Origin of the sequence: Roseibium aquae (assembly GCF_008711285.1) — a bacterium.
Lineage (GTDB): Bacteria > Pseudomonadota > Alphaproteobacteria > Rhizobiales > Stappiaceae > Roseibium > Roseibium aquae.
The window spans coordinates 98,194-123,440 of record NZ_VXDC01000006.1; the positions used below are offsets into that span (position 1 = coordinate 98,194).

The window sequence follows — 25,247 nt, forward strand, 5'->3', positions numbered from 1 at the left end:
TAGGGTCGGCGGGAAGAACGGCACGGGTCCGCGCGGGCGTTGAGCCGCCCAAGACCTATTGGACAGCGAGCTTTCCGTAGTATTCGTGGGCCGCATTGGCGACGAAGCCTTCGTCCAGAAGCTCGCGGATCACGCGATTGAATTCGTCGATCCGGGCGGCCCATGGAGACTTCCTGGAGATCCCGATATAGAGGCCCACGGCATTGCCCGGCCGAAAATCCGCCTTCTCGATAACCTCGTCGAGACCTTCGCTCTTGATAAAGTAGTCCAATTGGCAATCGGTCCCGATGATTGCGTCGAGGCGATTGTTCTTGAGCATCCCGATCAAGCTGATCTCTTCGGCAACGCCCATTTTACTGAGCGTTTCGTCCGTATCGAATTGCTCGAAATAGGCGGAATGCAAGACATAACCGACACTCATCTGGCGCAGGTCCTCGTACTCGGACAGGTCCCGCGCCCGCCCCTTTTGGGTATAGAACACCGTCGAGCACTGGAAGTAGGGCGTTTCGGTATAGGCAATGTATTGGGCCCGCTCCGCCCTGTAGGCCAGCCCGGTCATCAGGTCGATCGTTCCCGCCTCCATCGACTTCAAGCTCCGGCCCCAGGGAAACCGCAGCGCAAGTACGTTGATTTCCATGCGGCGGGCGACTTCGTTGATCACGTCAAGATCCAGGCCGACGAACCCCCACTCGGTCCGGATGCGGAAGGGAGGCCAGTCGTCGGTCCCCATTCTGACCTCCGCCTGGCCTGATGCCGATGCCAGGTTTGCGTGAAAACCAGCTCCAGCGATCGATGTGAGGATCACAAACAGGCCTGTGGACAGGATACGCATGACACGGCGGCTCTAGGGTTTGAAAAACGCTTTCATACGAAAGTTGTAGTGAGCTGCGGGTTCCCAAAACAGATGTCACAATTCGCACTGCAGTAAATGACATTAGTGGTAGTTTTCCCAACTCTTTTGGCCGGGATCGCCATTTCCCTCACGGTCGGCGGAAACGTCCAAGCGCCGCACGACACGCCATCAAACCGGCTCCGGCGGACTTAGATCTGGCGCGGACCGACGGGTTGGCTCTATACCTTTCCACAAGTCCCAACGAACCGTAGCCGGATCCCGTCCCCTTGTTACGCCATCTGCATCTCACGCCGACACTGACCGTCGTGATTGGCCTGTTGGTCGCCGCCACGGCAGGCCTTGTGCTCGCCGTCCAGGCGATCACATCGGACCGGGTCGCCCGTGAGATGGGAGCTGAGCTCGTGACCACGGGCATAACCGCGCTGAGGCGCGAATTCACCGGGCAGCTTGACAACATCGAGGAACAGGCGGCCTTCATCTCGCGTGCCATCAAGACGGGCACGGTGCTGCTGGAGGGGGACGAAGGCCTCGGTGCCTTCACCTTCGGCAGCTTGGCCGGAACACCTCAGGTATCGCTCATCGCCATCATCCCGGCCGGCGCGAGCGCGATCGTGATCCAACGCGGCGCCGATGACGGTGTTCTGGTGACGGCCCGCGTCCCCCGCGACGGACTTCCCGCAGCCCTCGGCACCCCCGACAAATGGGAGGGTGGCCGTGAGGCCTTCTGGACGCCGGTGTCCTACAGGGCCGCCATGGATCAGAGCCTTGTGACCTACATTCTGCCGGTCTGGAAAGACGGCACCTTCCTTGGAACGGTCGCGGTCGGGGTGTCGCTCGATTTGTTGTCGGCTTTCACGGCGCGGATATCGGGCGAGAACCTGAAGGTCTACCTGATCTACGATGACACCCATCTGCTGGCCCACCCGGACCTGCTTAAAGTTCGTCCGGACCGGTCGGTACGCGCGCCCATGGTCCCGCTGGATCAGGCTCCCGATCCGTTCCTGCGCGCCTATGGCAGTATGGAAATCCTGGAAGCGAGTCATACGTTGCCCGAACGGATGACCCTGCGGGTCGGGGTGTCAGATACGGGCGAACGCCGTCTGCTGGTCACCGAAGTCACCGCGGAAGAGTTTGGCGCTCTGCCGGTAACGGTCGGGTCGGATTTTCCCGCCGCCTATCTGGAGCACTCTTTCGACGAACTCTACCAGGCCCTTTTGATGGGCATCGCCATGCTCGGGATGTCGCTGGTGGGCGCGGCCCTTCTGGCTCATTCCATTGCCAAACCGGTGCGCCGCGCGGCCGAGAGCGCGAACCGGGTCGCAGGCCTGGATTTGGAGCATGTGGCTCCTCTGCCGCCAAGCCCGATCACCGAACTCGACAGTCTGGCAAGGGGTTTCAACGCAATGGTCGCGGGCCTGAGGGCGTTCAACCGCTATGTGCCCAAGGCTCTCGTCGAAAAGCTCCTGGCCGAAGGCCGGGCCGAGGCCCCGCCCGAAACCCGCCGGGTCGCCGTCCTGTTTACCGATATCGCAGGCTTTACCTCCGTGTGCGAGGGGGCAACGGCCAGCGAGACGGCGAACTTCATCAATGACCATCTGGCGCTCATTGGCGGCCAGGTGCGAGCCCATGGCGGCACGATCGACAAGTATATCGGGGATTCCGTCATGGCGTTTTGGGGCGCGCCGGAGGAAATCGACAATCCGGCGGAACAAGCCGCCCATGCTGCGCTGGCGATCGCCCGCGCCCTGAAGGAAGACAACCGTGCCCGCGCGGCCCGGGGCCTTCAGCCCGTGCGCCTGCGGATCGGGCTGCACGTCGGCCCGCTGGTCGTGGGGGATATCGGTGCCCCGGAGCGGGTGAACTACACGGTGATCGGCGATACGGTGAACATCGCCTCCCGGCTGGAAAGCCTTGGCAAGGAAATCGATCCCGGCGCCGAGGTCATCATCCTCTGCTCGCGCGAGGTGGCCGGCGAGTTGGATCGCGATATCGGGATTGCCGATGTCGGTTCGCAGCAGGTGAAGGGACGCGGACAGGCCGTGGATGTCCTGCGCCTTCTCCCCTGATCCCCCAAGCCGCGAAAACAGAAGAGCCGCACCAATACCTGCCCAACACCCCAAGATTTATTCAAGGTTCGATGATGTTAATAAAAAGTAAACAAATAGTATTTGGGCATTAGGTTGTTTTGACTAGCGAAAACTTCCATCGGGTTTTCCAGCGATTTACGGCAGCCTTTTGAAGTGGCTACACTGATGATCATTCGATGCAGGAGGCGTTCGATGACCGTCAGAAAAGACTTGAGAACCATGCTGGAACTCTCGCGGCCCGAAGCCGCGGCCCTGCTTTACGTTCCGCTGGGCCATCTTGACGCCTTCCTCGCCAAAGAGAAAATCGAGTACGTGTACCACGGTGCCGAACCCCGAGTCCGGCTGCATGATGTCATGGCCTACAAGCGGAAGCGCGAGACGGTGCGTGCCCGTGCCTTGAACGAAATCGCAAAGCTTAATGCGGCCATGTCCCCGCCAACGGTCTTGACCGCACCGCTGCCGCTCGCGGCGGCCGCCGAAGACGAGGCCGCCGGATCGGATCCGGCGGCACCATCGCCCGCATTCGTTTGACCGGTCAGCTGATCAGCGCACCAGAATGTTCTTGAACTGCCAGGGATCGGTCGTGTCGAGGTCTTCGGGAAAAAAGCCCGGACGGCCCTCAAGCGGCGTCCAGTCTGTATAGTAGCCCTTCACCGGCCCGAGATACGGCATCTGGATTTCAAGGCAGCGCTTGTAATCCATCTCGTCCGTTTCCACGATGCCCGCTTCCGGGTTCTCCAGCGCCCAGACCATGCCGGCCAGGACCGCCGAAGTCACCTGAAGCCCGGTGGCGTTCTGATACGGGGCGAGTTCGCGCGTTTCCTCGATCGTCAGCTGCGAGCCGTACCAGTAAGCGTTTTTCCCATGGCCATAGAGCAGCACGCCAAGTTCATCGGCCCCATCCTGGATTTCGGTCTCGTCGAGAACGTGCAAGGTCTCCTGGATCTTTCCGGCCGAGCCGAACAATTCATGAAGTGACAGCACGGCGACGTTCGCCGGATGGTAGGCATAGTGGCATGTGGGCCGGTATTTCAGCTTCTTTCCGTCTTCCAGCGTGAAGTAGTCGGCGATCGAAATCGCCTCATTGTGGGTGACCAGGAAACCGTATTGGGCGCCGGGGGTCGGGCACCAGGTGCGCACGCGGGTGCTGGCCCCCGGCTGCTCCAGATAGATCGCCGCCCGGCAGCCCTTCTTGTGTTCCTTGGCGTTTTTCGGCTTCCATTTCTCATGGGTGCCCCAGCCCAGTTCGGCCGGCTGGAAACCTTCGGACAAAAAGCCTTCGACCGACCAGGTGTTCCAGAAAGCTTCCATGGGCTTGGGCTCTTTCGCCCGCTGCGTGTCGCGTTCGGCGATATGGATCCCCTTGACACCGACCTTGCTCATCAGCTTGGCCCAGTCCTTCCGGGAGGACGGCTCTTCGAACTTCAAACCGGTGTCGGTCGCAATATCGACCAGTGCTTTCTTCACAAACCAGGACACCATGCCCGGGTTCGCGCCGCAGCAGGAAACCGCGGTGGTGCCGCCGGGGTTTTTCTTCTGTTGCTTGCGCACGGTTTCGCGCAGCGCATAGTTGGTGCGGTCGGAAGCCTTGGCGCTGTCATCGAAGTAGAACCCCGCCCAGGGTTCGACGACCGTGTCGATGTAAAGAACACCGAGCTTGCGGCACAGTTTCATGATGTCGAGGGAGGACGTATCGACCGACAGGTTGACGCAAAAGCCCTGCCCCTCGCCCTCGGTCAACAAGCCGGTGAGGATCTGCTCGTAGTTCTCCGGGGTCAGAGCCACCTTCTCGAACGTATAACCCCGCTCTGTGACCAGCTTGGCATCGGTATCGACCGGGTCGATGACGGTGAAACGGGTCTTGTCAAAGTTGAAATGACGCTCGATGAGCGGCAGGGTGCCCTTTCCAATCGACCCGAACCCGATCATGACCATAGGGCCGGTGATCGTGCCATGCACCGGCCAGTCCGCCTTGACCGCCGCATCGGGCTGACCGGACGCCGCTTTAGCCACCGGCTTTTTCGCAGCGGAGGCCCGGCGCGGCGATGTCTTGCGCGCGGCAATTTGCTTGTCTTGGGCGGGCTTGGCTTGGGCGGGCTTGGCGCTGGCCCTGCGCCGTTTGGCGGCCGGCTTGTCCGCGGGCGTTTTGGCAGGGGTATCACCGGTGTCATCGGTCATTGTCGGCATTTCTCCTATGGTCTATCGCACCGGATGCACCGCTCCGGCCTTCATCTGTCCGGCCCTTCTTCAGACGAACGGATCACTCGTTGATAAAAAGCGCACAAATTGCGCTTTTGCAAGCGTGTTGTGCCCGGCTTCCGGCCGGGCACAAGATGCCGTCCCCGACACACATACGTATGACGGGCAAGGGATCAACCGCTACGGGACCTTCCCCGGCGCGGCAGCAGGAGATGCTCGGAAAGCCCCGTGCCCGTGCCGGAGGGGCACAAGTCGCCAGCGGCCTTCAGGCAGCCCGTCAACGTGGCGGCATGACCCGGGATCAGGTCGGCGGCAAGGAACCGATGACGATCGACGGGTCCGGGCAACGCAGCCCGGTCCAAAAGACCGGGTGCGAAGCCGAAACGCCGGTAGTAGGCCAAGTCCCCAACCAGCAACACCGAACCGAACCCGCCGATCGCGGCGCGCGTCAACGCATGCCGTACCAACCGGTCGCCGGCCTTCCGGCCGCGCAACTGCGGGGCGACCGCAAGCGGGCCAAGCAGAAGAGCAACGCGTTCCGCGTGATCGCGCACAAGCCACAGACGGACCGTTCCGGCGAGTTCCCCCTCGCCGGTCACGGCGGAAAAGGCGAAGGCCGGCACCCGGCCCTCGCGCAGCCGCTCACTGGTCTTTTCGCGGCGGTCGAGGCCAAAGCACAGGTCGAGCAAAGCCTCGCGGGCGCCGCAGTGCTGCGGCGCCTCGTCCAGAATATCGAACATGATAATGCCCGCCGATCAGATCACATAGGATGCAAGGGGGGCGAAACCGTTGAACCCGACCGACGAATAAGTGGTCGTGTAGGCGCCCGTTGCCTCGATCAGAACCTTGTCGCCGATCGAAAGACTGACCGGCAGAGGGTACGGTGTCTTTTCATAGAGCACGTCCACGCTGTCGCAGGTTGGTCCGGCGAGCACGCAAGGAACGGTTTCCGCACCGTCCTTTTCGGTCCGGATCGGATAGCGGATAGCCTCATCCATGGTTTCGGCCAGGCCATGAAACTTGCCGATGTCCAGATAGACCCAGCGCACCTCATCCTGCTCCGACTTCTTGGAGATCAGAACCACCTCGGCCTCGATCAGGCCCGCATTCCCCACCATGCCGCGGCCCGGCTCGATGATGGTGGCGGGCAGGCGGTTGCCGAAATGCTTGGTCAAGGAACCGAAGATCGCAGCGCCGTAGCTCGGAACGCCAGGCACATCCTTGAGGTAGCGGGTCGGAAAACCGCCACCCATATTGACCATTTTCAGGTCGATCCCGCGAACCGCCATTTCCTGGAAGACCCCGGCTGCCATGGCGAGAGCGAAATCCCAGGCCTGGAGGTTGGCTTGCTGGGAGCCGACATGGAACGAGACGCCATAGGCTTGGAGACCGAGCCGGTGGGCGTGTTCAAGGACATCCGGAGCCATGGCCGGATCGCATCCGAACTTTCGGGACAGCGGCCATTCGGCGCCGGCGCCATCGCACAGGACGCGGCAGAAGACGCGCGATCCGGGTGCGGCACGGGCGATCTTTTCGACCTCTTCGGGGCAGTCCACGGCGAAAAGGCGGACGCCATAGGCATGGGCTTTCGCAATGTCGCGTTCCTTCTTGATGGTGTTGCCGTAGGAGATGCGGTCCGCCGACGCTCCGGTCGCCAGAACCATTTCGATTTCACCGACCGAGGCGCAGTCGAAAGACGACCCGAGGCTTTCCAGAAGGCTCAGGATTTCCGGGGCCGGATTGGCCTTGACAGCGTAATAGACGGACGTGTCGGGCAGAGCCTTGGCAAAGGTCTCGTAGTTGTCGCGCACAATGTCGAGATCGACGACCACGCAGGGTCCATCGTCATCGCGGCGGCGCAAAAAGTCGCGGATGCGTTCGCTCATGGGGTAGCCCCCTTTCCATATCTTCAGCTGCAGCCGCGCGCATGCTGTTCGGCGCGCTGCAGGTTCACGTCGCAGGGTGCTGCAAAAGCACTCGTCCGCCTCAGGTTTGGAGCCCGAGGGGGAGCGGCTTTAAACAGCGACGGTTGGGCGAAACCGCTCGAACTGGAGCAGCGCGCTTTCCCGCGTCGGAAATGCCGTTGATTGGATCGGAAGACCGAACCGCACGTCGGGCAAGGATGTAACAAGTGCCTCTTCTGTTACCCCGGGGGTTGGAGACCCCGGCAGAGACCAAAAGGGCCCTCTTACGTCGTTGCTTTCAGCCGTCCGGATTGACTGCCCCGCCCCTTGGCGGTGTTTTACGGCAGCTACCCCTTAAGAGATCCGAGTTATGGACAGATCCAAGTGTCGAACCCCATGAACGGCCACGGGCACGTGCGAATTTGGGCAGCGCGTAGATAAGCGACAATAATCCGCAGCGCAAGCGCTTTTTGCCAAAAAACGCATCGGTGGCGATAGCGGCCGGCGATTGCCGGGCGGCGACAACCGGACCGCCCCACTCAGCGTGCTGGGGAGCCGTTGCGCGGCTCGCCGGACCAGCGCCCGCCCTGCCGGCCATCCCTGCCCTCCGACCGGTCGCAGGTGCCTTTCGCGCAAATCCGGCGCGCAGATCCGGCGGCCCCTTCCGGCGCGGGAAATTTTAGTTTGGGAGCAGGCCCCGGATCGCCTTGCGAGCGACGGCGGAACACTCATGGAGGGGTCGTGTGCAGGGACACGGCAACGGGGGGCTGGGGGCGGGCGGACAAACGCCTCGGCCCCAAACGGGACGCAATTCCTAATTTAAATTTTATACTGACATATATCTTAAGTGGTGATAACTTCCGCGAGTGACGTAAAGTCACCTTTACTTATAAGGGAGATGATCATGGAAGACAATGAAGTTGCCAAACTTCTAGCCGATGCCCAGGTGGGAATTGGCGCGGCTTTGAAAAACATGAAAAAGAGCGGCGTCGCCATTGGCGGTCTGGCCGCCGGGGCGGAGGCGGCGGCCGGCAACCTGGCCTGCGATTCCGGCTGTGATGCCCTTGCGCTCGGCGCGGAGCGCGACATGAAGGTCAAGCGGGTCATTGAACTGGAGAACTTCGCCGCGTCGAAGGGCGGTCAGCTTGAACTCCAGAAAATCCTGAAAACCGGACCGGAAGTCGCGGGCCACAACCTCGGCTGCGATTCCGGCTGCGGCTCCGAGGCGTTTGTGAAGACCCTCCGCTGACCGGCTGCCGCACAACCTATCGGTCATGCAACTTGCGCGAAGCGGGCGTCGCGGTCCCGAAGCTGTTTTCGAAAAGCGGCTCCGGGACCGCGATGCGGAAAAGCGTCCAAGCGGGCCGCCGTCTGCCGGGAACGGGGGGATCGGGAGAGGTGAATGTTGAAGCTGTCCAAGTACTGCATCGCGTCCGAGCCTTTTGGAGATTTTGCCTCGGGTGACACCAAACATGTCCTTTTGTCCGGCCGGACCGGCGAAATAAGGGTGATTGGCGCGCAAGGCTGGGACCTGCTCAGCGCGCCGGACTTTTCGGGCAACGATCTACCGGGGGATCTGCGCTACGAGCTCATGTCCATCGAGGCGCTTGTCCCCGAGCAGGAAGACGAATTGACCGTCATCCTGGACCGCAACCGGGCCGCGCAGGAAGACACCGGCCAGTTCTATCTGGTGATTCAGCCAACGGCCTCGTGCCAGCTTGGCTGCGGCTATTGCGGCCAGGCCCATACCAGCCAGAAACTCGACGATCTCGACACGGACCGACTGGTCACCATGGTCTCCGAGAAGCTGGAAACCGGCCGGTTCGAGCATTTTCAGGTCGGCTGGTTCGGGGCCGAACCGCTCAACGCGCTTTCAAAGATTTACGAGCTCAGCGTCGCATTCGAGAAAGCCGCCGCAAAAGCCGGTTGCAGCTACGGCGCGAAAGTGGTCACGAACGGCATGAAGCTTACCGTGCCCACGGCCCTGAAGCTGGCGCGTGAAGCCGGTGTCCGGCTTGTCGAGATCACTCTCGACGGCGATCGGGAGTTTCACGACAAGCGCCGTTTCACAAAGAAAAACCAACCCTCCTTCGACCGGATCTACGGCAATCTCTTGAAGGTTGCCACGCACCCGGACATCGATTTTCAAATCAACATCCGCGCCAATGTGGATGAGCACAATGTGGAGGGCGTGTTCGCGCTGATCGACCGCTTGGCATCTGACGGGCTGCAAGAGCGGATCCGGTTCTACACCGCGCCGGTCCATTCCTGGGGCAACGATGCGCATCTTCAGGCCGTGGAACTGGCTCGTTACGCGAAATGGGAACTCAATTGCCTCGCCTATCTGGTGAACAGGGGGTTCCGCTCAGGTCTCGTCCCAAACCGCAAGAACGTCGTCTGCATGGCCGCGATGAAGAACGGATTGCTGGTCGATGCCTACGGGGAAGCCTTCGACTGCACGGAAGTCTCCTATGTGCCAGCCTACGGGTCTGACAATACCTACAAGATCGGCACCTTGGCCGAGGGAATAGATGCGAACAAGCGCAAGATCTTTTCGGAGTATCTGGGCAATGTGAAATCGGGCGAATTGCCCTGTGCGTCCTGTGAAATCCTGCCGATCTGCGGCGGCTCATGCCCCAAGCAATGGAATGAAGGCCTCACCCCCTGCCCGCCGACCAAGCTGAACATCCGTGGCCGCCTCCTGCTGCACTATTGCGCGTCCAAAATCCGTGAAGAGATCCCCGCGTGACGCCCGGAAACGGCAAGACCGCGCCGAGACGAAGCCCCGCCGGGACAAGGGTTGCGACAAGGAAGGGGAGCGCGCAGGTGGCGCGGCTGCTCGACACCGCCCAACGTGCCCTGCAGCCCGCGTCCGGCCAGCCAGACGCCGCCTCGTTCGACCGTCAGTTTACCGAAGAGCTGATGCGGATCGTACCGGAAACGGACATCATCGCCCTGCAGGCCTGCGCCCTGCGCCGCAAGACAGCCCTTTCTCATGCCCGCCAGGGAGCGCGCCGCCAATCCGCGCAGGTCTTTTCGGAAATCCGGCAGCTTCTGGCAGGAGCCCGGCTGGCGGCGCCCACCCAATTGACGATTTCATCGTTTCTCGCCTCCGCCGAAGCCTATCACCATTTCAAGTTCAACGAGCGCGGCGAAGACACGGCGAAGCTGATGCTGTCCCTGCGGCTGGACCGCGTCCTCCATGACCGCTACCGGCTCGAGTCCATCGATATTCATCGCCTGCAGACCGTGTCCAACTTTGCCCGGATGAAAAAGGCGGACGGCGACCTGCCGGGCGCCCTCCGCCTGCTCTGGCAGGGCATTTTGTATTGCAACGCGGACAGGTCTGCGTGGCCCTTTCCCGAACTGGCCCTGCGCCGGACGGGCGTCCGCGGATCCGCGGTCTGGACAACGATGGCGGGGCAGCTTCTGGGGGAATTCGCGCTCATCATCTCCGAAACCCAATCAGGCCCCCGGCGCGGCGAGGTCATGGCCTGTCTCAAAAGCCTTTCGGCCGATGCGGGGGCACCGCTGCCCGAGGCCTGCCGCGCGGCGGTCAGCGCCAAACACGCCTTGTTGAGCGGAGACGAGACCGGGGTTCTCGCCGGAGCGGAACACGCCCTCAGCGCAGGTTTTCACGACAACCCGCTCGTTTGCCTCTTGCTGCTGAGGGATGCGCGGCAGGTCCTCGAGCAAACCAGTCCGCGCGATGCGAAGATCCTGGTCAAGCTGATGGATCAGGCCCGGGCCAGTTTCCAGAGGATCCCGAAGCTTTTGCTGGAAGCGGCCCCCGCCTGAGCCATGCCGCGCGCCGAATAGTCTTGACCTCACCTTAACTCGAGGCCCCAAAGACCTGTGTCCCTGCCATCAGGAGACACGCGATGATCCCCAAACAAGACGCCGCCGAATGGCTGAGAGCCTACGGGCAAGCCTGGATCGACGGCGACCCGACAGCCGTGGCCGCGCTTTTCGGAAGCGCTGCGGCGTATCACGAAACGCCGTTCGACCCACCCCTGAAAGGCACCGCCGCCATCCGGTCCTACTGGCAGGCCGGTGCCGCCGAAGCCCAGGCAGACGTGACCTTCGAAAGCGAGATCTGGAGCTTGTCGGGCAGTGTGGTGATCGCCGGATGGCGGGCCGCTTTCACCCGCATTCCCTCCGGCGCCCGCGTGGACCTCGACGGCGTCTTCCGGCTTGTGCTGAAAGAGGACAACGGCACCGTGCTCTGTACAGAGCTGCGGGAATGGTGGCACCGCAAGGAGCACCCCCGTCTCCAACCCTTCCATGAGACGGCTTGAACCTAGCCTGCACCATCTGGGGTCACATGTGCGGTTTTTAAGATGCCAGCCGGGCGGATCACTCGGTGTGCAGCGGTCGGGCACCGTTACCGGCGTCAGCTTGACGTGTCACCGCAAGGGCAGCGGGCAATGGCACAGGGCTGTCCGCCCCAAGGCGTATGGACGTCTTTTTCACCGACTGCGACCGGTTGCGCGCAACCAACTAAATGTATTCAATCGGAGTTTTATGTATTCTTATGTATACACACCATATTCTTATATCACATCTTTGCGTAAATCAAAGTTTACACCATGTCATTTTGACGCACATTCACGATAACGAAAACCAGAATGACCGCGTATCCGTAAATCATCCAAATAAAAATACTTGGGGGAAAAGTAACTCTGAAACATGGATACACACATGGCTGAACTTGCATTCCCGCTGCTGAACACGGTTATTCTGAGTGCCCCGCTTGCCTATTTGTACGCCGATCAGGCGTTCAACAGGGGTAGCAAATCCGGCAAGTAACAACCTGCGCCCGGCAGCCAATGCCGGGCGTTGTCAATGGTTTACGCAGAGGATCACACCTTCTCGAAAAGCGCCCTGAGAGCCGGATGGATGACCGGGCTTTCCTCGCTGATGAAACGCAACAGCGCCTTTTCATTGTCATGCAGCACGCCGTCGCGGCCAATGCGCTCGACCAGCCATTCGGCCTCCGTTTCGGTGACGACTTCATTGACGGCAATTTCGGCTTCCATGGCTGCGCCGCGCGCGGCCGCCGCATCCGGCTCATCCTCGCGATATGCATCGCGAATGCCGGCCAGCCCCCCGCCGAACATCGCACGGAAGAACCCTTTCATGCCCCCATCGAAGCCACCTTCACCGGCCAGCCAGTCCTCCCGGGCCAGCGCAACCTCCCGCGGCGGCGGGGTGAAACCTGACAGGGCCATCACATGGTTGGCGATCGCCTTTGCGAACAACTCCGACCAGGCCGGTGCGTTGCGGGCCTGCGACGTGGCTTCGTTGATATCGAACAGAACTTCCGCCTCGGGACGCGAGATCGCGATACTGCCGCACCCTGCCCCGGCATAGAGCAGACGGCGAAGCAGTTCCACCTCTCCATCCAAGATCACGCCGGGCTCAAGATCGTGACCGCCACGGGTTGCACCTGTTCCGCTGATGACCGAGTCCTTCACGATCCGCAACGCGAAGACCTCAAGGGCTCGCGGAGCCTGGCGGGCCTTTTCCAGGACATGGATGACAGCATCGAGTTCGGTGCGGGTGCACACGCGCCCGTCATGAGAGACGGCCCGGATCAGCCAAGCGGCCAAATCCTCGGTGATGTAGCCGGCCGGGTGCACCTGGTGGACCAGCAGATCCGCCATCGCTTCGGGAAACAGCTCGTGCCAGGCGGAGTCGGCATCCGAGACCTGCTCGTTCAACCGGAACAGCCCGGCCGCTTCCGCAAGGCTGACAGCACCATCGCCGCCGTAAATCGCCTGCCGCAGCCGGCGCACATCCTCGCTGGCGACCTTGCCCCTTGCTGCGATCTCATCAATCAGCGTGCTCAGCGCGTGTTCCGGCATTGCCCATACTCCTCCCTGCCACTCGGCGGTATCCTGCAAGGAGGAGGTGAAAATTACGATAATCCGGCGCTTCGATCTCCCGGACAGCGCCTTTACGGTCCGCAGCAGAGCAGTGGGAGGGCGCACAGAACGGCCCGGCGCCGGTCAGCCCGGCTCTTCCGGACGGGACCGGAGAGCACCGGGCGGACCGGGCGCCCAGGAAACCGCTGGCCGGCTTAGCCGCGCTGACCGCCCTGCTTGCCGTGATGGCGGCCGTTCTTGCCGCCCTTGAAATCCGCTCGGGTCACGACACCATCGCCGTTGCTGTCGAGCCGGCTCATCATGCGCGCTGCTTGGGTGGAGCGCTCCTCCGGGGAGATCGCCAGATCTCCATTTTCATCCAGACGCTGGAACATCGCCACCACCCGGCTGTCGTTGATCGCCAACCAGGCCGGTGCAAAGTCCTCCAGCGCAAAGGAACCCGAGCCATTGGCATCGGCGGCCGCGAACAGCTCGCCGCGCACGGCGTCGAATTCTTCGCGGGTGACACGCCCATCGCCATTCTGGTCGAGTAATTCGACCATCATCCGCATCGGGCCGGCTCGACGGCCGTCATCCCCGAAGCGGCTGCCGCCATTGCCGCGGTCTCCGGTTTCGGCCCTGCGTCCCTCGCCCATACGTTGACCTTGGCCCAGGCCTTGACCTTGGCCCTTGCCTTCATCCGGGCCCTGGCCCGGCTTCATGGCCCCCTGCCCCCGGCGCTCGAAGCGGGCGAACATCCGGTCGGACACTCTGTCATATTCGGCCCTTGTCACGGTACCGTCGCCATCACGGTCCAGTCTCTGAAAAGCCCGGATCCTGGCATCGGCGCTTTGTTCCAGGAACCCCGCCTTCATCTCGTCAAGGCTCAGGCTGCCGTTCCCATCCGTATCCGCCCCGGCGAAGTTGGCGGCGGACGCCTCTTCGATTTCCGCGGAACTGATCGAACCGTCGGCGTTGACATCAAAGCGGTCGAACAGACGCTGCATGTGCCGGTCCCCGCCGGGACCGCCACGCATCATCCGGTGCTGGCCCGGGCCTCCGCCCTCTTGCCACCCCGCGCGGTCGCCGGCATGGGCGGACACGCCGCCCAGGATGCCTGTCCCCGCAAGGCTCAGGGCGACAACGGCAAGCGAAACAGTCGCAAGTTTGTTCATCTTGGCTCTCCTTCTTCACAATGCGGCGGACATGCCGCTGTGGGATGAGCTCAATGTGGGCGCGACCTGTCGCATTTTTGTGCCGGCGGGAGCGTGCAGTTGTCGCCGTTTGTCCGGATCGGGCCATCTGATACATCTTGTTACAACTTGGCCTGGCGGATCATGATGAATGGCAATGAAATCGGGCGGGATCCCGCTTAAACCCGCAACAGAAAGCCGGTGGACACCAGTCGGAGCGCATTCGTGAATACCCCGAGCCCGCATATCCTCGTCGTCGACGACCATCGCGACATCCGCGAGACGCTCGCGCGCTACCTCGTCAAGAACGGCCTTCGGGCCAGCACGGCGGACAGCGCCGCGCAGGCCCGCAAGGCGCTGAAAGCTGCCGCTGTGGATCTGGTCGTTCTGGACATCATGATGCCCGGCGAAGACGGGCTGTCGCTGTGCCGCCATCTGGTGGAGACCAGCTCGCAGCCCGTCATCCTTCTGACCGCCATGGCAGACGACACGGACCGGGTGATCGGGCTGGAAATCGGCGCGGATGACTATGTCACCAAGCCGTTCAACCCACGTGAGTTGCTGGCCCGGATCCGTGCGGTCCTGAGGCGGACGACCCAAGGTGCGCGGGACCGGGATCCGGTCGAGCACGAGGAGCTCCACTTCGAAGGCTGGCGGGTTGATATCACCAAACGGGAGCTGTTTGCCCCCAATGGCCGGAGCGTGCCGCTGTCGAGCGGCGAGTTCCAGTTGCTCCGCGCCTTCCTCAAGCGGCCGAACATGGTCCTAAACCGGGATCAGTTGATGGACCTGACCTCCGGCCGCACGCCCGGCGTGTTCGACCGGTCTATCGACAATCAGGTCTCGCGCCTGCGCCGCAAGATCGAAACCGATCCGAGGGACCCGAGGCTGATCAAGACCGTCTGGGGCGGCGGCTATATGTTCACCGCGCCGGTTCGGGACAAACCGTCATGATACGTCTCCCGAAACCCGGCCTTTGGCCCCGCAGTTTCGCCGGCCAGCTTATTCTCCTGCTGCTTCTGGCCCTTTTTCTGACCCAGGCGTTCAGCCTGTGGCTGTTTCACGATGCCCGGCGCGTGGCACTGATCGAGGTGGCGCGCGACAACATCCTCATGCGCACCGTGTCCATGGCCAAGTTGCTGGAAGACACGCCAACGGCCATGCACTCCCGCATTCTGGAAGCCTCGACCAGCCGCTTCGCCAGCTTTTGGGTGGCGGATGAACCGATTGCCCTTCAGACGGGCAGCAGCGCCTCCGAGCAGCGCCTGCGATCCATCATGTCAAACCGGTTCGACCCACCGCGGGACGTCCGGCTCGATCTCGAAGAGCCGCGCCGGTTCGGAACAGACCGGAAAGACACATCACCCGAAGCCGCGGACCGGCGCAAACGGCCGGAAAGCCGGATCGGCCGGCGGGACGATCTCTCGGTCTCCATTCCGTTGCAGGACGGCCGGTATCTGAATGTCGCGACCAGCTACCGCCCTCCCCCGCAGGCCTTCGTTCCGCTGATCGTGCAATTGCTCTTGATGGCGCTTGCCACGATCCTGATCGTCGCGTTCGCCGTGCGCCGGATGGCCCGGCCGTTGCGCGATCTGGCGCGCGCCGCCGACAAGCTCGGACGGGGGGAAGACCTGGCTCCCCTACCTCAGCGGGGTCCCAGCGAGGTCCGGAGCGTCACGTTGGCCTTCAACGACATGCAGGATCGATTGACCCGTTTCGTCAAGGACCGGACCCGCATGCTGGCCGCGATCAGCCACGATCTGCGCACGCCAATCACTTCGCTGCGCATCCGGGCGGAGTTCATAGAAGACGAGGAAAACCGGGAAAAGATCATTCAGACCCTGGAGGAAATGTCGGCGATGGCCGAGGCGACCCTGGCATTCGCCCGCGATGAGGCGGCGCTGGAACGGGGGGAACCGGTGGATTTGCTCACCCTCCTGCGCGACCTCACGGACGAGCAGGAGGACCTGGGCACCCACGTTGCGCTCAACCCGGCGCCCTCCGTCCTGGTTCCCTGCCGCCCGGTTGCCCTCAAGAGGGCCCTTCGCAACCTGATCGACAACGGCGCGCGTTACGGCGAGGCGGTCACGCTCACCCTGGCCACGGAAGGCCGGGATGCGGTCATCCGTGTCCAGGACGAAGGGCCGGGCATTCCCGAAGAAAGGCTCGGCGAGGTGTTCGAGCCCTTTGTCCGGCTGGAGGCATCCCGAAGCCTGGAAACCGGCGGCATCGGGCTCGGACTGGCGATCGCCCGGTCCATCATCCATGCGCATGGCGGAACGATATCACTGTCCAACCGATCCGAAGGCGGGCTGACCGCGGAGGTCCGGCTGCCGCTGGCCTGACCGCGGTTCGTCCAAGCCGGTCAAGCGCCGGAATATTGCGCGTCGCTGACCGGCTCGAGCCAGTCCGCGGCCGACCCGTTTTCCTGTTCCTGGATCGCCAGATGAACCATCGACGTCTCCGGGGCGGCGCCATGCCAGTGTTTCACATGGGGCGGGATCCAGACGCTGTCGCCGGGCCGGATCTCCTGAACGGGTTCGCCATCGACCTGAATGCGGCCGACGCCGGACAGGACGTGGAGCGTCTGCCCCAGCGGATGGGTATGCCAATTGGTGCGCGCGCCCGGTTCAAACGCAACCCGGATCGCCATGACCCGGGCCGGCTCGGGCGCGTTGACAATCGGGTCCTGCCAGACCGTACCGGTGAAATAGTGCGGATTGGCGCGCATGGTGGGACGCTCGCCGGCCTTGAAAATCTGCATGAGAACCTCCTATCCGCCATGTTCGGCAAGACTGTCGGCCGGAGCCTCGGCCCGGTCGAACATGCCATAGTCCCGCATCACGCTCACGACGCGAAGGCGATAGTCCTTGAAATAGTGGTTCCGCCCCGCTTTCTGGGCCTTGCGGTGCTGCGAAAGCTGACGCCAGGCATCGAGTGCCGCCTCATCCCGGAAGAACGAAATGGAAAGCAGCTTGTCCGGATTGGTCAGGCTCTGGAAGCGTTCGACGGAGATGAACCCGTCGATCCGCTCGACCAGCGGACGCATCTCCGCCGCCATATCGAGATAGGCCTGATTTTTGTCAGGATGGGGTTCGACCTCGAAAATGACGGCGATCATGCGGTTCAACTCCCCTCACCTTTTGATGCCAGCTTCAGAAATGTTCGATCCTCCCGCAAGAGGAATTTTTCCTTTTGCGCGAAGAGATAGTTTTCTCTGCCAAGCGGATCATTCGTCAGGCGCTGGCGATAGGCTTCGTACTCGGCAAGGCTTTCGATGTTGTAGACGCCATAGGCAAGTGTGCTGGAGCCTTCGTGCGGCGCGTAGTAGCCGATCAGGTCGGCTCCGCAGCGCGGGATGGCGACACCCCAGTTGCGCGCATATTCCTCAAAAGCGGCCTTCTTAGTTGGGTCAATATGATAGCGAATAAAACAAGTGATCATTGCGTGCACTCCTGTGGTTGGTGTGCCCGGCTTGTGCCATGTTGCCGAACGCAAATGCTTCGACTAGGAACGAAGTATGAAAGAAGGACCGGATATTGCCCAGATTGGCGCGCTGATTGGCGATCCTGCACGGGCCAACATGCTGACCGCATTGATGAGCGGCAAGGCTTTGACCGTTTCCGAGCTTGCGCAAGAAGCAGGTGTTGGCCTTTCAACCGCCAGCTCTCACCTGACAAAGTTGCAGGATGGAGGCTTGCTGAGCCAAGCCAAACAGGGGCGACACCGATACTTCACCTTGGCGGGACCGGAAGTGGGCGAGGTTCTGGAAGCGTTGATGGGCCTTGCCGCGCATCAGGGCCATTTGCGAACACGCACCGGGCCGAAAGACCCAGCCTTGCGAGCGGCCCGCGTCTGCTACGACCATCTCGCTGGTGACATGGCGGTTCGCATATTCGACAGCCTGTCACAGCGAGACTTTCTTTCCCTTGACACTCACACAAGCAGTCTAGCGCTCACTCACGAAGGCGAAAATTTTGTCGAGAAGCTAGGGATTGACCTTGAACCGCTCAAGAAGGGCCGACGCCCGGTTTGCCGCTCCTGTCTGGATTGGAGTGAGCGCCGAAATCACTTGGCTGGAGCGCTCGGCGCAGCCCTCCTGACCCGTTTTCAGGACCTCGGCTGGGCCCGGCGAGAAAAAGCGAGCCGAATCGTTCAAATCTCGCCTGCCGGACAGCAAGAGCTTTTGAAGGTCTTTCCCGTCGCCTGACAAAGACGTTCCCACCCCAAAAACAACAAACCCGGCTCGAAAGCCGGGCATGTTGTCACGAACGCGGGTGAAGCCCGGCCCGGATCGGGCCATTTTTGGCCCCTTACTTGGACCGTTGCCGGAATGGCCGGGTCAAGGGTCCCGTATCTGCGATCGGAACGGCTTCCTGCTTCAATCGGTACAGCCAAGACGGGAACCAGCGGCCCCGGTCCCGATTATAGTCGAGACGATGGGCAACGAGAAAGCAGCGTGCGGTCTCAAGATTCATGGTCATCTCCTTATGGTTTTAAATTTGTGACCTGCACCTTGAATATAGGCGCACAAGGTGCACTTTTCAAGCGCACTCTGTGCATCATATGTGTGAAACGGCACGTGAAACGGCTAGCGGGTTGATGCTGCCGGACAAAAAGCCCTGCATTTTTTCCAATTCCCGCTTCAAGGATTGCGGGCCACGCACCGCCAGGGGACTGAACACGTGCCATGGTCCGCGCCGCCGGACCAGCCAGAACCGGGGGGATCTTTTCCTTCCCTCCCCCTTGTGGGGAGGGCAAGGGCGGGGGTGAGCGTCTCTCCGCACGACACGGTTTCGGGATCGGGTGAGATGTCCCCCGCCCCCAACCCCTCCCCGCAAGGGGGAGGGGAACGGGTCCCAACATGATGCCGCCCACCCTCCCCGCAAGAGCAAGTCCCGTCAGGTTGAACCGGCACGCTCCAATCGGCCCGGGAAAGTCCCAAACGCAAAAAGCGCGGGCCGGAGCCCGCGCCTCTTTGCTGCGATCGTGCCTAAAAGGATCAGGCGGCAGTCCTCGCCTTGAACTCGATCCGGCGGCGGTGCAGCACCGGCTCGGTGTAGCCGTTCGGTTGCCGGGCGCCGTCCAGAACCAGTTCCAGAGCGGCCTGGAACGCCACGGAGCCCTCGAAATCGGCCGCCATCGGCCGGTAGAGCGGATCGCCCGCATTTTGCGCGTCGACCACCTTGGCCATCTTTTTCATGGTCTCGACAACCTGCGCCTCGCTGCACACCCCGTGCCGCAGCCAATTGGCGATATGCTGAGACGAAATCCGCAAGGTCGCGCGGTCTTCCATCAGACCGACATTGTTGATGTCCGGCACCTTGGAACAACCGATCCCCTGCTCGACCCAGCGCACCACATAGCCGAGAATGCCTTGCGCGTTGTTGTCGAGCTCGGCCTGGATGTCCTCCGGCGCCCAGTTGGGACGCTCGGCCACCGGGATCGACAGGATGTCGTCCAGCTTGGCGGGGTCGCGGGATTTCAGTTCGGCCTGCCGCTGCGCGACGGACACCTTGTGATAGTGCAGCGCGTGCAACGTGGCGGCCGTGGGCGAGGGTACCCAGGCGGTGTTGGCGCCCGCCATCGGATGGCCGGTCTTCTGTTCCAGCATCGCATTCATGAGATCCGGCATCGCCCACATGCCCTTGCCGATCTGCGCATGGCCCGGAAGCCCGCAGGCAAGGCCGACATCGACATTGTTGTTCTCGTAGGCGCCGATCCAGGTGGCCGCCTTCATGTCTGCCTTGCGGATCATCGGCCCGGCTTCCATGGAGGTGTGCATCTCGTCACCCGTCCGGTCCAGGAAGCCGGTGTTGATGAAGAACACGCGGTCCTTGGCCTGACGGATGCATTCCTTGAGGTTCACCGTCGTGCGGCGTTCCTCATCCATGATGCCCATCTTCAGCGTGTTGCGCGCCATGCCCAGCGCGTCCTCCACCCGGTTGAAGATCTCGCAGGCAAAGGCGACTTCTTCCGGTCCGTGCATTTTCGGCTTCACGATATAGACGGACCCGGCGCGGCTGTTGGTGTTGGTCCCGTTCGGGCCAACATCGTGGAGGCCGATCAGCGCGGTGATCATGCCATCCAGAAGACCTTCCGGCACCTCGTTGCCGTTCCTGTCGAGCACCGCATCGATAGTCATCAGGTGGCCGACATTGCGCACCAGCAAAAGCGAACGGCCATGCAATGACAGCGCCGAGCCGTCCGGCGCCGTGTACTGACGGTCCGCGTTCATCCGCCGGGTGACCGTCTCACCGCCTTTTTCGAACGTTTCCTCCAGGTCGCCCTTCATCAGGCCCAGCCAGTTCGAGTACACAATCACCTTGTCTTCGGCGTCGACGGCAGCTACGGAATCCTCGCAGTCCATGATCGTGGACATGGCCGATTCCAGGATGACATCGCAGACATGCGCCTTGTCGGTCTTGCCGATCGCATGCTGGCTGTCGATGTTGATTTCAAGGTGCAGGCCGTTCCTGACCAGAAGCACCTTGTAGGGAGACGCGGTATCGCCGGCATGGCCGGCGAATTGCGCCGGATCGCGAAGACCTGTCATGCCGCCGTCCGTGGCAAGCGACAGGACGCCGTGCTCGACCGCAAGCCCGGTGATATCCGCCCAGCTCCCGGCGGCCAGCGGCGCGGCCTCATCCAGGACCTTGCGGGCATAGGCAATGACCTCAGCCCCGCGCGCCGGATCGAACCCGCCCGCTTGCGGCCTGGAGCCCATGGCGTCGGTGCCATAAAGCGCATCGTAGAGGGAACCCCAGCGGGCATTGGCGGCATTCAGCGCATATCGGGCGTTCATGACCGGCACGACGAGCTGCGGGCCGGCAACGGATCCGATTTCCGGGTCGATATTGGCGGTGCCGACTTGGAAATCGTCCCCTTCGGAAACCAGGTAGCCGATCTCTTCCAGAAACGCCTTGTAAGTGCCCATGTCCGGCGTGCCCGGATGGGCGCGATGCCAGGCATCGAGTTTTTCTTGAAGCGCGTCCCGCTTCTCCAGAAGCGCCTTGTTCTTCGGCGCAAGATCATGGATGAGCGCGGACAGGCTTTTCCAGAAATGCTCGGGCTCTATTCCGGTTCCAGGCAGGGCCTTGCCGTTCACGAAGTCATAAAGCTCCTCGGCGACTTGCAGTCCGTGGCATTCAACTCGCGGGCTCATACGTTCTCCGTGACGATCAAAAGGCGATCCAACATCGCACAGGCGGAAGGGACCGCCAGATTGCCACCAGTTCTGTCGCCTTGCCCGCCCAGCGTCAACCGGACCCGGCCGCGCAGTACCTTTTCCATTTCGGAAACAAACATGGAAATTTTCTCTGGCAAACAAGGCAAGCCCGTTCACAACCGGAGCGGCCTTGTTTCCGGCCACAAACTGCGCCATGTGGAGACGTCACAAACGCTGGCCGCTCGACCGGCGCACGACCCGGACCTGCTCATGACCCCCGCCTCTCCGACCCTGGGCAGCCGTTTATACGGCAATGCCATCCTGCTTTTGATCCTCACGACGCTGTTCTGGGGGGGCAACGCCGTGGCCGGACGGCTTGCGATCGGAGAAGTCTCGCCGATGGTCGTGGTCGCGTTGCGATGGGTCATTGTGGCCGCCCTCATGTGCGGCTTTCTGTGGCCCCGCATCGTTGCCGAATGGCCGCTCATGCGCCCCCATTTTCCGCGCATGGTCCTCATGGCCGTGTTCGGCTTCGTCGCCTTCAACTCGCTGTTCTATATTGCCGCCCATTCCACGACCGCCGTCAATCTGGGCATCATTCAAGGTTCGATGCCGATCTTCGTGCTTATCGGGTCGGTGCTGGCTTTCGGCACCCGCGCCCGGGTACTCCAGGTGGTCGGGATCCTGGTGACGCTTGTCGGCGTCACCCTGGTTGCCTCGCAGGGAAGTCTGGAAGTGCTGATGACCCTGTCCGTCAATCCCGGCGACGGGATCATGCTGATTGCCTGTTTTCTCTACTCGTCCTATGCACTCGCCCTGCGGAACAGGCCCCAGGTTTCGGGTCTCGTGTTTTTCGCGGTTCTTTCGATGATTGCCTCGGTCGCCTCGTTGCCGGCCCTGGGCTATGAAATCGCCACCGGCACCGCTCAATGGCCAACGCCGGAAGGCTGGCTGATCGTGCTTTTCATCGCGATTTTTCCCTCCTGTCTCAGTCAGATTTTCTTCATGCGCGGCGTGGAACTGATCGGCCCGGCCCGCGCCGGTGTGTTCATCAATCTGGTGCCGATCTTCGCGCCGATCCTGGCTGTGCTTGTTCTCAACGAACCGTTCCGCTGGCACCATGGCCTTGCCCTGGCGCTGGTGCTGAGCGGGATCTTCCTGTCCGAGCGGAAAGCCAAAGGTCACTAGAGCATCTCCTGACAAGAATGACTCACTTTGCGATCAATCTTGTCAGGAAAAGATGCTCTAACACTTGAAAGTTGCGAGCAATTTCTCACCGGTTAGATTGGAGCGCACCGCTTCAACCTGACCGGGAATTGCTCTAGCCTGCACAAAAAAGCACTTTCAACAGCTTGGAAATGCTGGCGCTTGCGTTCACATTGCGGCTCATGGAAACACCGATCGTCGTTGGCGCATTCGCGCTTTTGCTAGTCACAATCTCGCTGCTTCAACCCTTGGCCCGGCGCCTTGGCGTGGCCCCCTCGGTTCTGGTCGCCATGGTGGGCACGCTCATCGGCATCGGCGCCACCTACCTGCTGTACACGCCGCGAACGGATCTGTTCAACGAGATCGCCAATGTCTTTGTGAATCCACCTCTGGATTCGGAGCAAATTCTCTACATTTTCCTGCCCATCCTCTTGTTCCAGACCGCGCTGACCCTCGATTTCCGCCGGATCATGGAAGATATCGGTCCGATCCTTGTCATGGCGGTGGTTGCCGTCCTGGTTGCGACGGTGTTCATCGGCTTCGCCCTCTATCCGCTGTCGGGGGTTCCCCTTGTGGCCTGTCTGCTGCTTGGGGCGATTGTCGCCACCACGGACCCGGTCGCCGTCGTCGCCATCTTCCGGGACATCGGCGCCCCGGCCCGGCTGGGCCGGATTGTGGAGGGCGAGAGCCTGTTGAACGATGCCGCCGCAATCGTTCTGTTCGTGATCCTTCTGGGCATCCTGACCGGCGAGGCCGAACCAGGCATTTTGGAGGCCGCGGTCGCCTTCGGCCGATCCTTCATCGGCGGCCTTGTTGTCGGTGTCCTGATGGCTCGCCTGTTTGTCCTGCTGCTGCCGCTCATGCGCGACCTGCCGCTGGCCCAAGTCACGCTCAGTCTGGCGCTTCCCTATGTGATCTATGTGCTGTCGGACCAATTCGCCGATGTCTCTGCGGTCGTGGCGGTGGTCGCCTCGGGGGTGGTCTTCAGCCTTTATGGCCCCTCGCGGATTGCCCCGGACAACTGGACCTTTCTCAACAATGTCTGGGAGCAAATCGCCTTCTGGGCTTCGTCGCTGATCTTCGTGCTTGCAGCCATTTTGATCCCGCGGCTGGCGGCCGGATTTCAACTTCTGGACCTGCTGCTTCTGGCGGTTGTCGTGGTCTCGGCACTGGCGGCCCGCGCGCTGGTGATCTTTGGCATTCTGCCGGCCCTGAGCATGTTTGGCCGCAGCGCCGCCGTGAACACAAAGTTCAAGACGGTGATCCTCTGGGGCGGCATGCGCGGCGCCATTACCTTGACCCTCGCCCTGAGTGTCGCCGAGCATCCCGCCCTGTCCGACGAGATCAGCCGGTTTGTGACCAATCTGGCCACCGGCTTCGTGCTGTTCACGCTGCTGGTTTACGGGACGAGCCTGAAGGCCCTGATCCGCTTCCTCGGGCTCGACAAGTTGACGCCGCGCGATCAGGCTGTCCGCAGTCAGTTCCTTGCGCTGGCCCTGGCCGATGTTCAGCAAAAGGTCGCACTGGCGGCCAACGACTACCAGATCGACCCGGGCATCGCCGGACCGGTGACCGCCGACTATGCAAAACGGGCTAAGACCGCGGTTGACAATGCCGCCCAGTCCGAAGGTCTCACCGACAAGGACAGGGTCACCCTCGGACTGATCGCGCTTGCCGACCGGGAACGGTATCTGGTGCTTCGGCATTTTCATGAAAAGACCGTCTCCATCCGGACCATAGGTCTGCATCTGACGGCATCCAGCCGGATCAGCGACCTTACCCGCACAGAGGGGCGCGCCGGCTACAACCGGGCCAGCCGAGAGCCGCTCAAATTCGGCTGGGGCTTCCGGTATGCGCAATTTCTCCAGAGGCGACTGGGGATTACCCGTCCGCTGGCCACACGCCTTGCGGACCGGTTCGAGTACCTGCTGGTGTCCCGCATCATTTCCAGGGAGCTGATCGCCTTCAACCGCAGCAGGATCCGGCCGCTCGTCGGCCCCAGGGTGGGTGATATCCTTCATGAAACGCTGGCAAGCCGCCGGGGCGAGGTGCTCAAGGCCATCGAGGCCCTGCGCCTGCAATATCCCGAATACGCGGATGCCCAGGAAACCCTGTTCCTGAGCCGGACCGGCGTCCGCCTTGAAGAAACCGCCTATGCGGAAGCCCACGACCAGATGCTGATCGGGGCGGAACTCTACAACGATCTCCAGCGGGAGATCGGGCAGATCCGGCAGAACATCAACGCCCGGCCAGACCTCGACATGGGCATGAAGACAAAGGACCTGCTCGCCCAGCATTCCCTGTTTGCGGATCTTTCAGAGACGCGGCGCCGCGACATTTCCAAGATGATGCGACCTGTGTTCGCGACCCCGGGGGAGAAACTGATCAGCCGCGGGGAGCGCGGGGATGCAGCCTATTTCATTGCCTCCGGCGCTGTGGAAGTGCTTACCGATACCCATTCCCTGCGGCTGGGCCGCGGTGACATTTTCGGTGAGATTGCCCTGGTCACAGGCCAGCCGCGCAGCGCGGATGTGGTCGCCCTTGGATATTGTCAGCTGCTGAAACTCAATGCGGCCGATTTCCGGAACCTGATGGACAAAGCGCCGGACTTGAAGGCCCATGTCGACGATCTCAGCCGCAAACGGCAGCGGATGAACGAGACCGAACCACCTGCCGGCGATGCGGGGGGCGACAAAACAGGCGGGGAGGCCAGCGGCACGGTGGCGGATACCAGCGAGCCGAAAGCCCCCAAGACCTAGAACAACCCATG

The 25,247-nt window shown here is 62.0% G+C and carries 23 protein-coding genes; 11 read left to right on the plus strand and 12 right to left on the minus strand.

Translation table 11 applies throughout. The annotated features are described in order from the left end of the window. Positions 1-55: 55 nt before the first annotated feature. The gene (locus tag F0184_RS10985) at positions 56-730 is read right to left on the minus strand and encodes a substrate-binding periplasmic protein (protein ID WP_208998434.1); all 675 of its coding nucleotides are present in this window, start codon (positions 728-730) and stop codon (positions 56-58) included. 389 nt (positions 731-1,119) lie between these two features. Here F0184_RS10985 and F0184_RS10990 point away from each other — a divergent pair, with 389 nt between their 5' ends. After that, positions 1,120-2,919, plus strand: a complete 1,800-nt coding sequence (locus F0184_RS10990) for an adenylate/guanylate cyclase domain-containing protein (protein WP_150496234.1) — start codon at positions 1,120-1,122, stop codon at positions 2,917-2,919. Between the two features lie 213 nt (positions 2,920-3,132). After that, positions 3,133-3,471: a hypothetical protein gene (locus F0184_RS10995; RefSeq protein ID WP_150496235.1), complete on the plus strand. Its 339-nt coding sequence runs from the start codon at positions 3,133-3,135 to the stop codon at positions 3,469-3,471. A gap of 12 nt (positions 3,472-3,483) precedes the next feature. On the opposite strand, the gene F0184_RS11000 is transcribed toward F0184_RS10995, so the two are convergent. The 3 genes from F0184_RS11000 to F0184_RS11010 all read right to left on the minus strand — a co-directional run bounded on the left by F0184_RS11000 (position 3,484) and on the right by F0184_RS11010 (position 7,025). Next, a complete protein-coding gene (locus F0184_RS11000; protein WP_150496420.1) occupies positions 3,484-4,869 on the minus strand; it encodes a homospermidine synthase in 1,386 nt (461 codons plus the stop codon). Between the two features lie 443 nt (positions 4,870-5,312). Beyond that, on the minus strand, positions 5,313-5,879 hold the full coding sequence (locus F0184_RS11005; RefSeq protein ID WP_150496236.1) for a GNAT family N-acetyltransferase: 567 nt from the start codon (positions 5,877-5,879) through the stop codon (positions 5,313-5,315). Between the two features lie 15 nt (positions 5,880-5,894). Next, a complete protein-coding gene (locus F0184_RS11010; protein ID WP_150496237.1) occupies positions 5,895-7,025 on the minus strand; it encodes a type III PLP-dependent enzyme in 1,131 nt (376 codons plus the stop codon). A gap of 922 nt (positions 7,026-7,947) precedes the next feature. On the opposite strand from F0184_RS11010, the gene F0184_RS11015 reads away from it, so the two are divergent. The 4 genes from F0184_RS11015 (at position 7,948) to F0184_RS11030 (ending at position 11,341) form a co-directional block, all read left to right on the plus strand. Beyond that, positions 7,948-8,292 carry a hypothetical protein gene (locus tag F0184_RS11015; protein WP_150496238.1) on the plus strand — a complete coding sequence of 115 codons (345 nt, stop codon included), beginning with the start codon at positions 7,948-7,950 and terminating at the stop codon, positions 8,290-8,292. Positions 8,293-8,445: 153 nt separating this feature from the next. Continuing rightward, positions 8,446-9,792 (plus strand): radical SAM/SPASM domain-containing protein, encoded by a 1,347-nt coding sequence (locus F0184_RS11020; RefSeq protein ID WP_150496239.1) that lies wholly within the window; start codon positions 8,446-8,448, stop codon positions 9,790-9,792. 77 nt (positions 9,793-9,869) lie between these two features. After that, on the plus strand, positions 9,870-10,841 hold the full coding sequence (locus F0184_RS11025) for a hypothetical protein (protein WP_150496240.1): 972 nt from the start codon (positions 9,870-9,872) through the stop codon (positions 10,839-10,841). 83 nt (positions 10,842-10,924) lie between these two features. After that, positions 10,925-11,341, plus strand: a complete 417-nt coding sequence (locus tag F0184_RS11030; RefSeq protein ID WP_150496241.1) for a nuclear transport factor 2 family protein — start codon at positions 10,925-10,927, stop codon at positions 11,339-11,341. Between the two features lie 564 nt (positions 11,342-11,905). On the opposite strand, the gene F0184_RS11035 is transcribed toward F0184_RS11030, so the two are convergent. Both F0184_RS11035 and F0184_RS11040 read right to left on the minus strand, forming a co-directional pair. Further along, entirely contained in the window at positions 11,906-12,910 is a 1,005-nt protein-coding gene (locus tag F0184_RS11035; protein ID WP_150496243.1) for a hypothetical protein, read from the minus strand. Between the two features lie 215 nt (positions 12,911-13,125). Continuing rightward, the gene (locus F0184_RS11040; RefSeq protein WP_150496244.1) at positions 13,126-14,085 is read right to left on the minus strand and encodes an EF-hand domain-containing protein; all 960 of its coding nucleotides are present in this window, start codon (positions 14,083-14,085) and stop codon (positions 13,126-13,128) included. A gap of 243 nt (positions 14,086-14,328) precedes the next feature. Between F0184_RS11040 and F0184_RS11045 the strand changes: the two genes are divergently transcribed. Continuing rightward, positions 14,329-15,057 (plus strand): response regulator, encoded by a 729-nt coding sequence (locus F0184_RS11045; protein ID WP_150496245.1) that lies wholly within the window; start codon positions 14,329-14,331, stop codon positions 15,055-15,057. Continuing rightward, a complete protein-coding gene (locus tag F0184_RS11050; RefSeq protein WP_150496246.1) occupies positions 15,054-16,448 on the plus strand; it encodes an ATP-binding protein in 1,395 nt (464 codons plus the stop codon). Before F0184_RS11045 ends, F0184_RS11050 begins: the two co-directional genes overlap by 4 nt. 20 nt (positions 16,449-16,468) lie before the next feature. Here the strand turns inward: F0184_RS11050 and F0184_RS11055 are convergent, their stop codons facing one another. Genes F0184_RS11055 through F0184_RS11065 form a run of 3 tightly spaced genes read right to left on the minus strand, consistent with a single transcriptional unit; the run spans position 16,469 to position 17,547 of the window. Further along, positions 16,469-16,867 (minus strand): (R)-mandelonitrile lyase, encoded by a 399-nt coding sequence (locus F0184_RS11055; protein ID WP_150496247.1) that lies wholly within the window; start codon positions 16,865-16,867, stop codon positions 16,469-16,471. 9 nt (positions 16,868-16,876) lie between these two features. Beyond that, positions 16,877-17,224, minus strand: coding sequence for an antibiotic biosynthesis monooxygenase family protein (locus F0184_RS11060; RefSeq protein ID WP_150496248.1), 348 nt, complete (start codon positions 17,222-17,224; stop codon positions 16,877-16,879). Between the two features lie 5 nt (positions 17,225-17,229). After that, positions 17,230-17,547 carry an NIPSNAP family protein gene (locus F0184_RS11065; protein ID WP_150496249.1) on the minus strand — a complete coding sequence of 106 codons (318 nt, stop codon included), beginning with the start codon at positions 17,545-17,547 and terminating at the stop codon, positions 17,230-17,232. Between the two features lie 76 nt (positions 17,548-17,623). On the opposite strand from F0184_RS11065, the gene F0184_RS11070 reads away from it, so the two are divergent. Further along, complete coding sequence (locus tag F0184_RS11070; protein WP_150496250.1) at positions 17,624-18,313, plus strand: ArsR/SmtB family transcription factor; 690 nt, start codon at positions 17,624-17,626, stop codon at positions 18,311-18,313. A gap of 103 nt (positions 18,314-18,416) precedes the next feature. Here F0184_RS11070 and F0184_RS20520 read toward each other — a convergent pair whose 3' ends face one another. The 3 genes from F0184_RS20520 to F0184_RS20525 form a co-directional block, all read right to left on the minus strand. Then, positions 18,417-18,581 carry a hypothetical protein gene (locus tag F0184_RS20520; protein WP_172972074.1) on the minus strand — a complete coding sequence of 55 codons (165 nt, stop codon included), beginning with the start codon at positions 18,579-18,581 and terminating at the stop codon, positions 18,417-18,419. Between the two features lie 524 nt (positions 18,582-19,105). Continuing rightward, positions 19,106-21,268, minus strand: a complete 2,163-nt coding sequence (locus F0184_RS11075) for a malate synthase G (protein ID WP_150496251.1) — start codon at positions 21,266-21,268, stop codon at positions 19,106-19,108. Continuing rightward, a complete protein-coding gene (locus F0184_RS20525) occupies positions 21,265-21,411 on the minus strand; it encodes a hypothetical protein (protein ID WP_172972075.1) in 147 nt (48 codons plus the stop codon). Before F0184_RS20525 ends, F0184_RS11075 begins: the two co-directional genes overlap by 4 nt. Before the next feature lie 130 nt (positions 21,412-21,541). Between F0184_RS20525 and F0184_RS11080 the strand changes: the two genes are divergently transcribed. Next, positions 21,542-22,459 (plus strand): DMT family transporter, encoded by a 918-nt coding sequence (locus tag F0184_RS11080; RefSeq protein WP_172972095.1) that lies wholly within the window; start codon positions 21,542-21,544, stop codon positions 22,457-22,459. 170 nt (positions 22,460-22,629) lie between these two features. After that, positions 22,630-25,236 (plus strand): cation:proton antiporter, encoded by a 2,607-nt coding sequence (locus F0184_RS11085; RefSeq protein WP_208998435.1) that lies wholly within the window; start codon positions 22,630-22,632, stop codon positions 25,234-25,236. Positions 25,237-25,247 lie beyond the last annotated feature (11 nt).

What these genes read in the sequence shown, in the direction of transcription:
- F0184_RS10985 (WP_208998434.1), bottom strand. Translation starts at nt 730, where the DNA reads ATGGGGACCGACGACTGGCCTCCCTTCCGCATCCGGACCGAGTGGGGG.
- F0184_RS10995 (WP_150496235.1), top strand. Translation starts at nt 3,133, where the DNA reads ATGACCGTCAGAAAAGACTTGAGAACCATGCTGGAACTCTCGCGGCCC.
- F0184_RS11000 (WP_150496420.1), bottom strand. Translation starts at nt 4,869, where the DNA reads ATGATCGGGTTCGGGTCGATTGGAAAGGGCACCCTGCCGCTCATCGAG.
- F0184_RS11005 (WP_150496236.1), bottom strand. Translation starts at nt 5,879, where the DNA reads ATGTTCGATATTCTGGACGAGGCGCCGCAGCACTGCGGCGCCCGCGAG.
- F0184_RS11010 (WP_150496237.1), bottom strand. Translation starts at nt 7,025, where the DNA reads ATGAGCGAACGCATCCGCGACTTTTTGCGCCGCCGCGATGACGATGGA.
- F0184_RS11015 (WP_150496238.1), top strand. Translation starts at nt 7,948, where the DNA reads ATGGAAGACAATGAAGTTGCCAAACTTCTAGCCGATGCCCAGGTGGGA.
- F0184_RS11020 (WP_150496239.1), top strand. Translation starts at nt 8,446, where the DNA reads ATGTTGAAGCTGTCCAAGTACTGCATCGCGTCCGAGCCTTTTGGAGAT.
- F0184_RS11030 (WP_150496241.1), top strand. Translation starts at nt 10,925, where the DNA reads ATGATCCCCAAACAAGACGCCGCCGAATGGCTGAGAGCCTACGGGCAA.
- F0184_RS11035 (WP_150496243.1), bottom strand. Translation starts at nt 12,910, where the DNA reads ATGCCGGAACACGCGCTGAGCACGCTGATTGATGAGATCGCAGCAAGG.
- F0184_RS11040 (WP_150496244.1), bottom strand. Translation starts at nt 14,085, where the DNA reads ATGAACAAACTTGCGACTGTTTCGCTTGCCGTTGTCGCCCTGAGCCTT.
- F0184_RS11050 (WP_150496246.1), top strand. Translation starts at nt 15,054, where the DNA reads ATGATACGTCTCCCGAAACCCGGCCTTTGGCCCCGCAGTTTCGCCGGC.
- F0184_RS11055 (WP_150496247.1), bottom strand. Translation starts at nt 16,867, where the DNA reads ATGCAGATTTTCAAGGCCGGCGAGCGTCCCACCATGCGCGCCAATCCG.
- F0184_RS11060 (WP_150496248.1), bottom strand. Translation starts at nt 17,224, where the DNA reads ATGATCGCCGTCATTTTCGAGGTCGAACCCCATCCTGACAAAAATCAG.
- F0184_RS11065 (WP_150496249.1), bottom strand. Translation starts at nt 17,547, where the DNA reads ATGATCACTTGTTTTATTCGCTATCATATTGACCCAACTAAGAAGGCC.
- F0184_RS11070 (WP_150496250.1), top strand. Translation starts at nt 17,624, where the DNA reads ATGAAAGAAGGACCGGATATTGCCCAGATTGGCGCGCTGATTGGCGAT.
- F0184_RS20520 (WP_172972074.1), bottom strand. Translation starts at nt 18,581, where the DNA reads ATGAATCTTGAGACCGCACGCTGCTTTCTCGTTGCCCATCGTCTCGAC.
- F0184_RS11075 (WP_150496251.1), bottom strand. Translation starts at nt 21,268, where the DNA reads ATGAGCCCGCGAGTTGAATGCCACGGACTGCAAGTCGCCGAGGAGCTT.
- F0184_RS20525 (WP_172972075.1), bottom strand. Translation starts at nt 21,411, where the DNA reads ATGTTTGTTTCCGAAATGGAAAAGGTACTGCGCGGCCGGGTCCGGTTG.
- F0184_RS11080 (WP_172972095.1), top strand. Translation starts at nt 21,542, where the DNA reads ATGACCCCCGCCTCTCCGACCCTGGGCAGCCGTTTATACGGCAATGCC.
- F0184_RS11085 (WP_208998435.1), top strand. Translation starts at nt 22,630, where the DNA reads ATGCTGGCGCTTGCGTTCACATTGCGGCTCATGGAAACACCGATCGTC.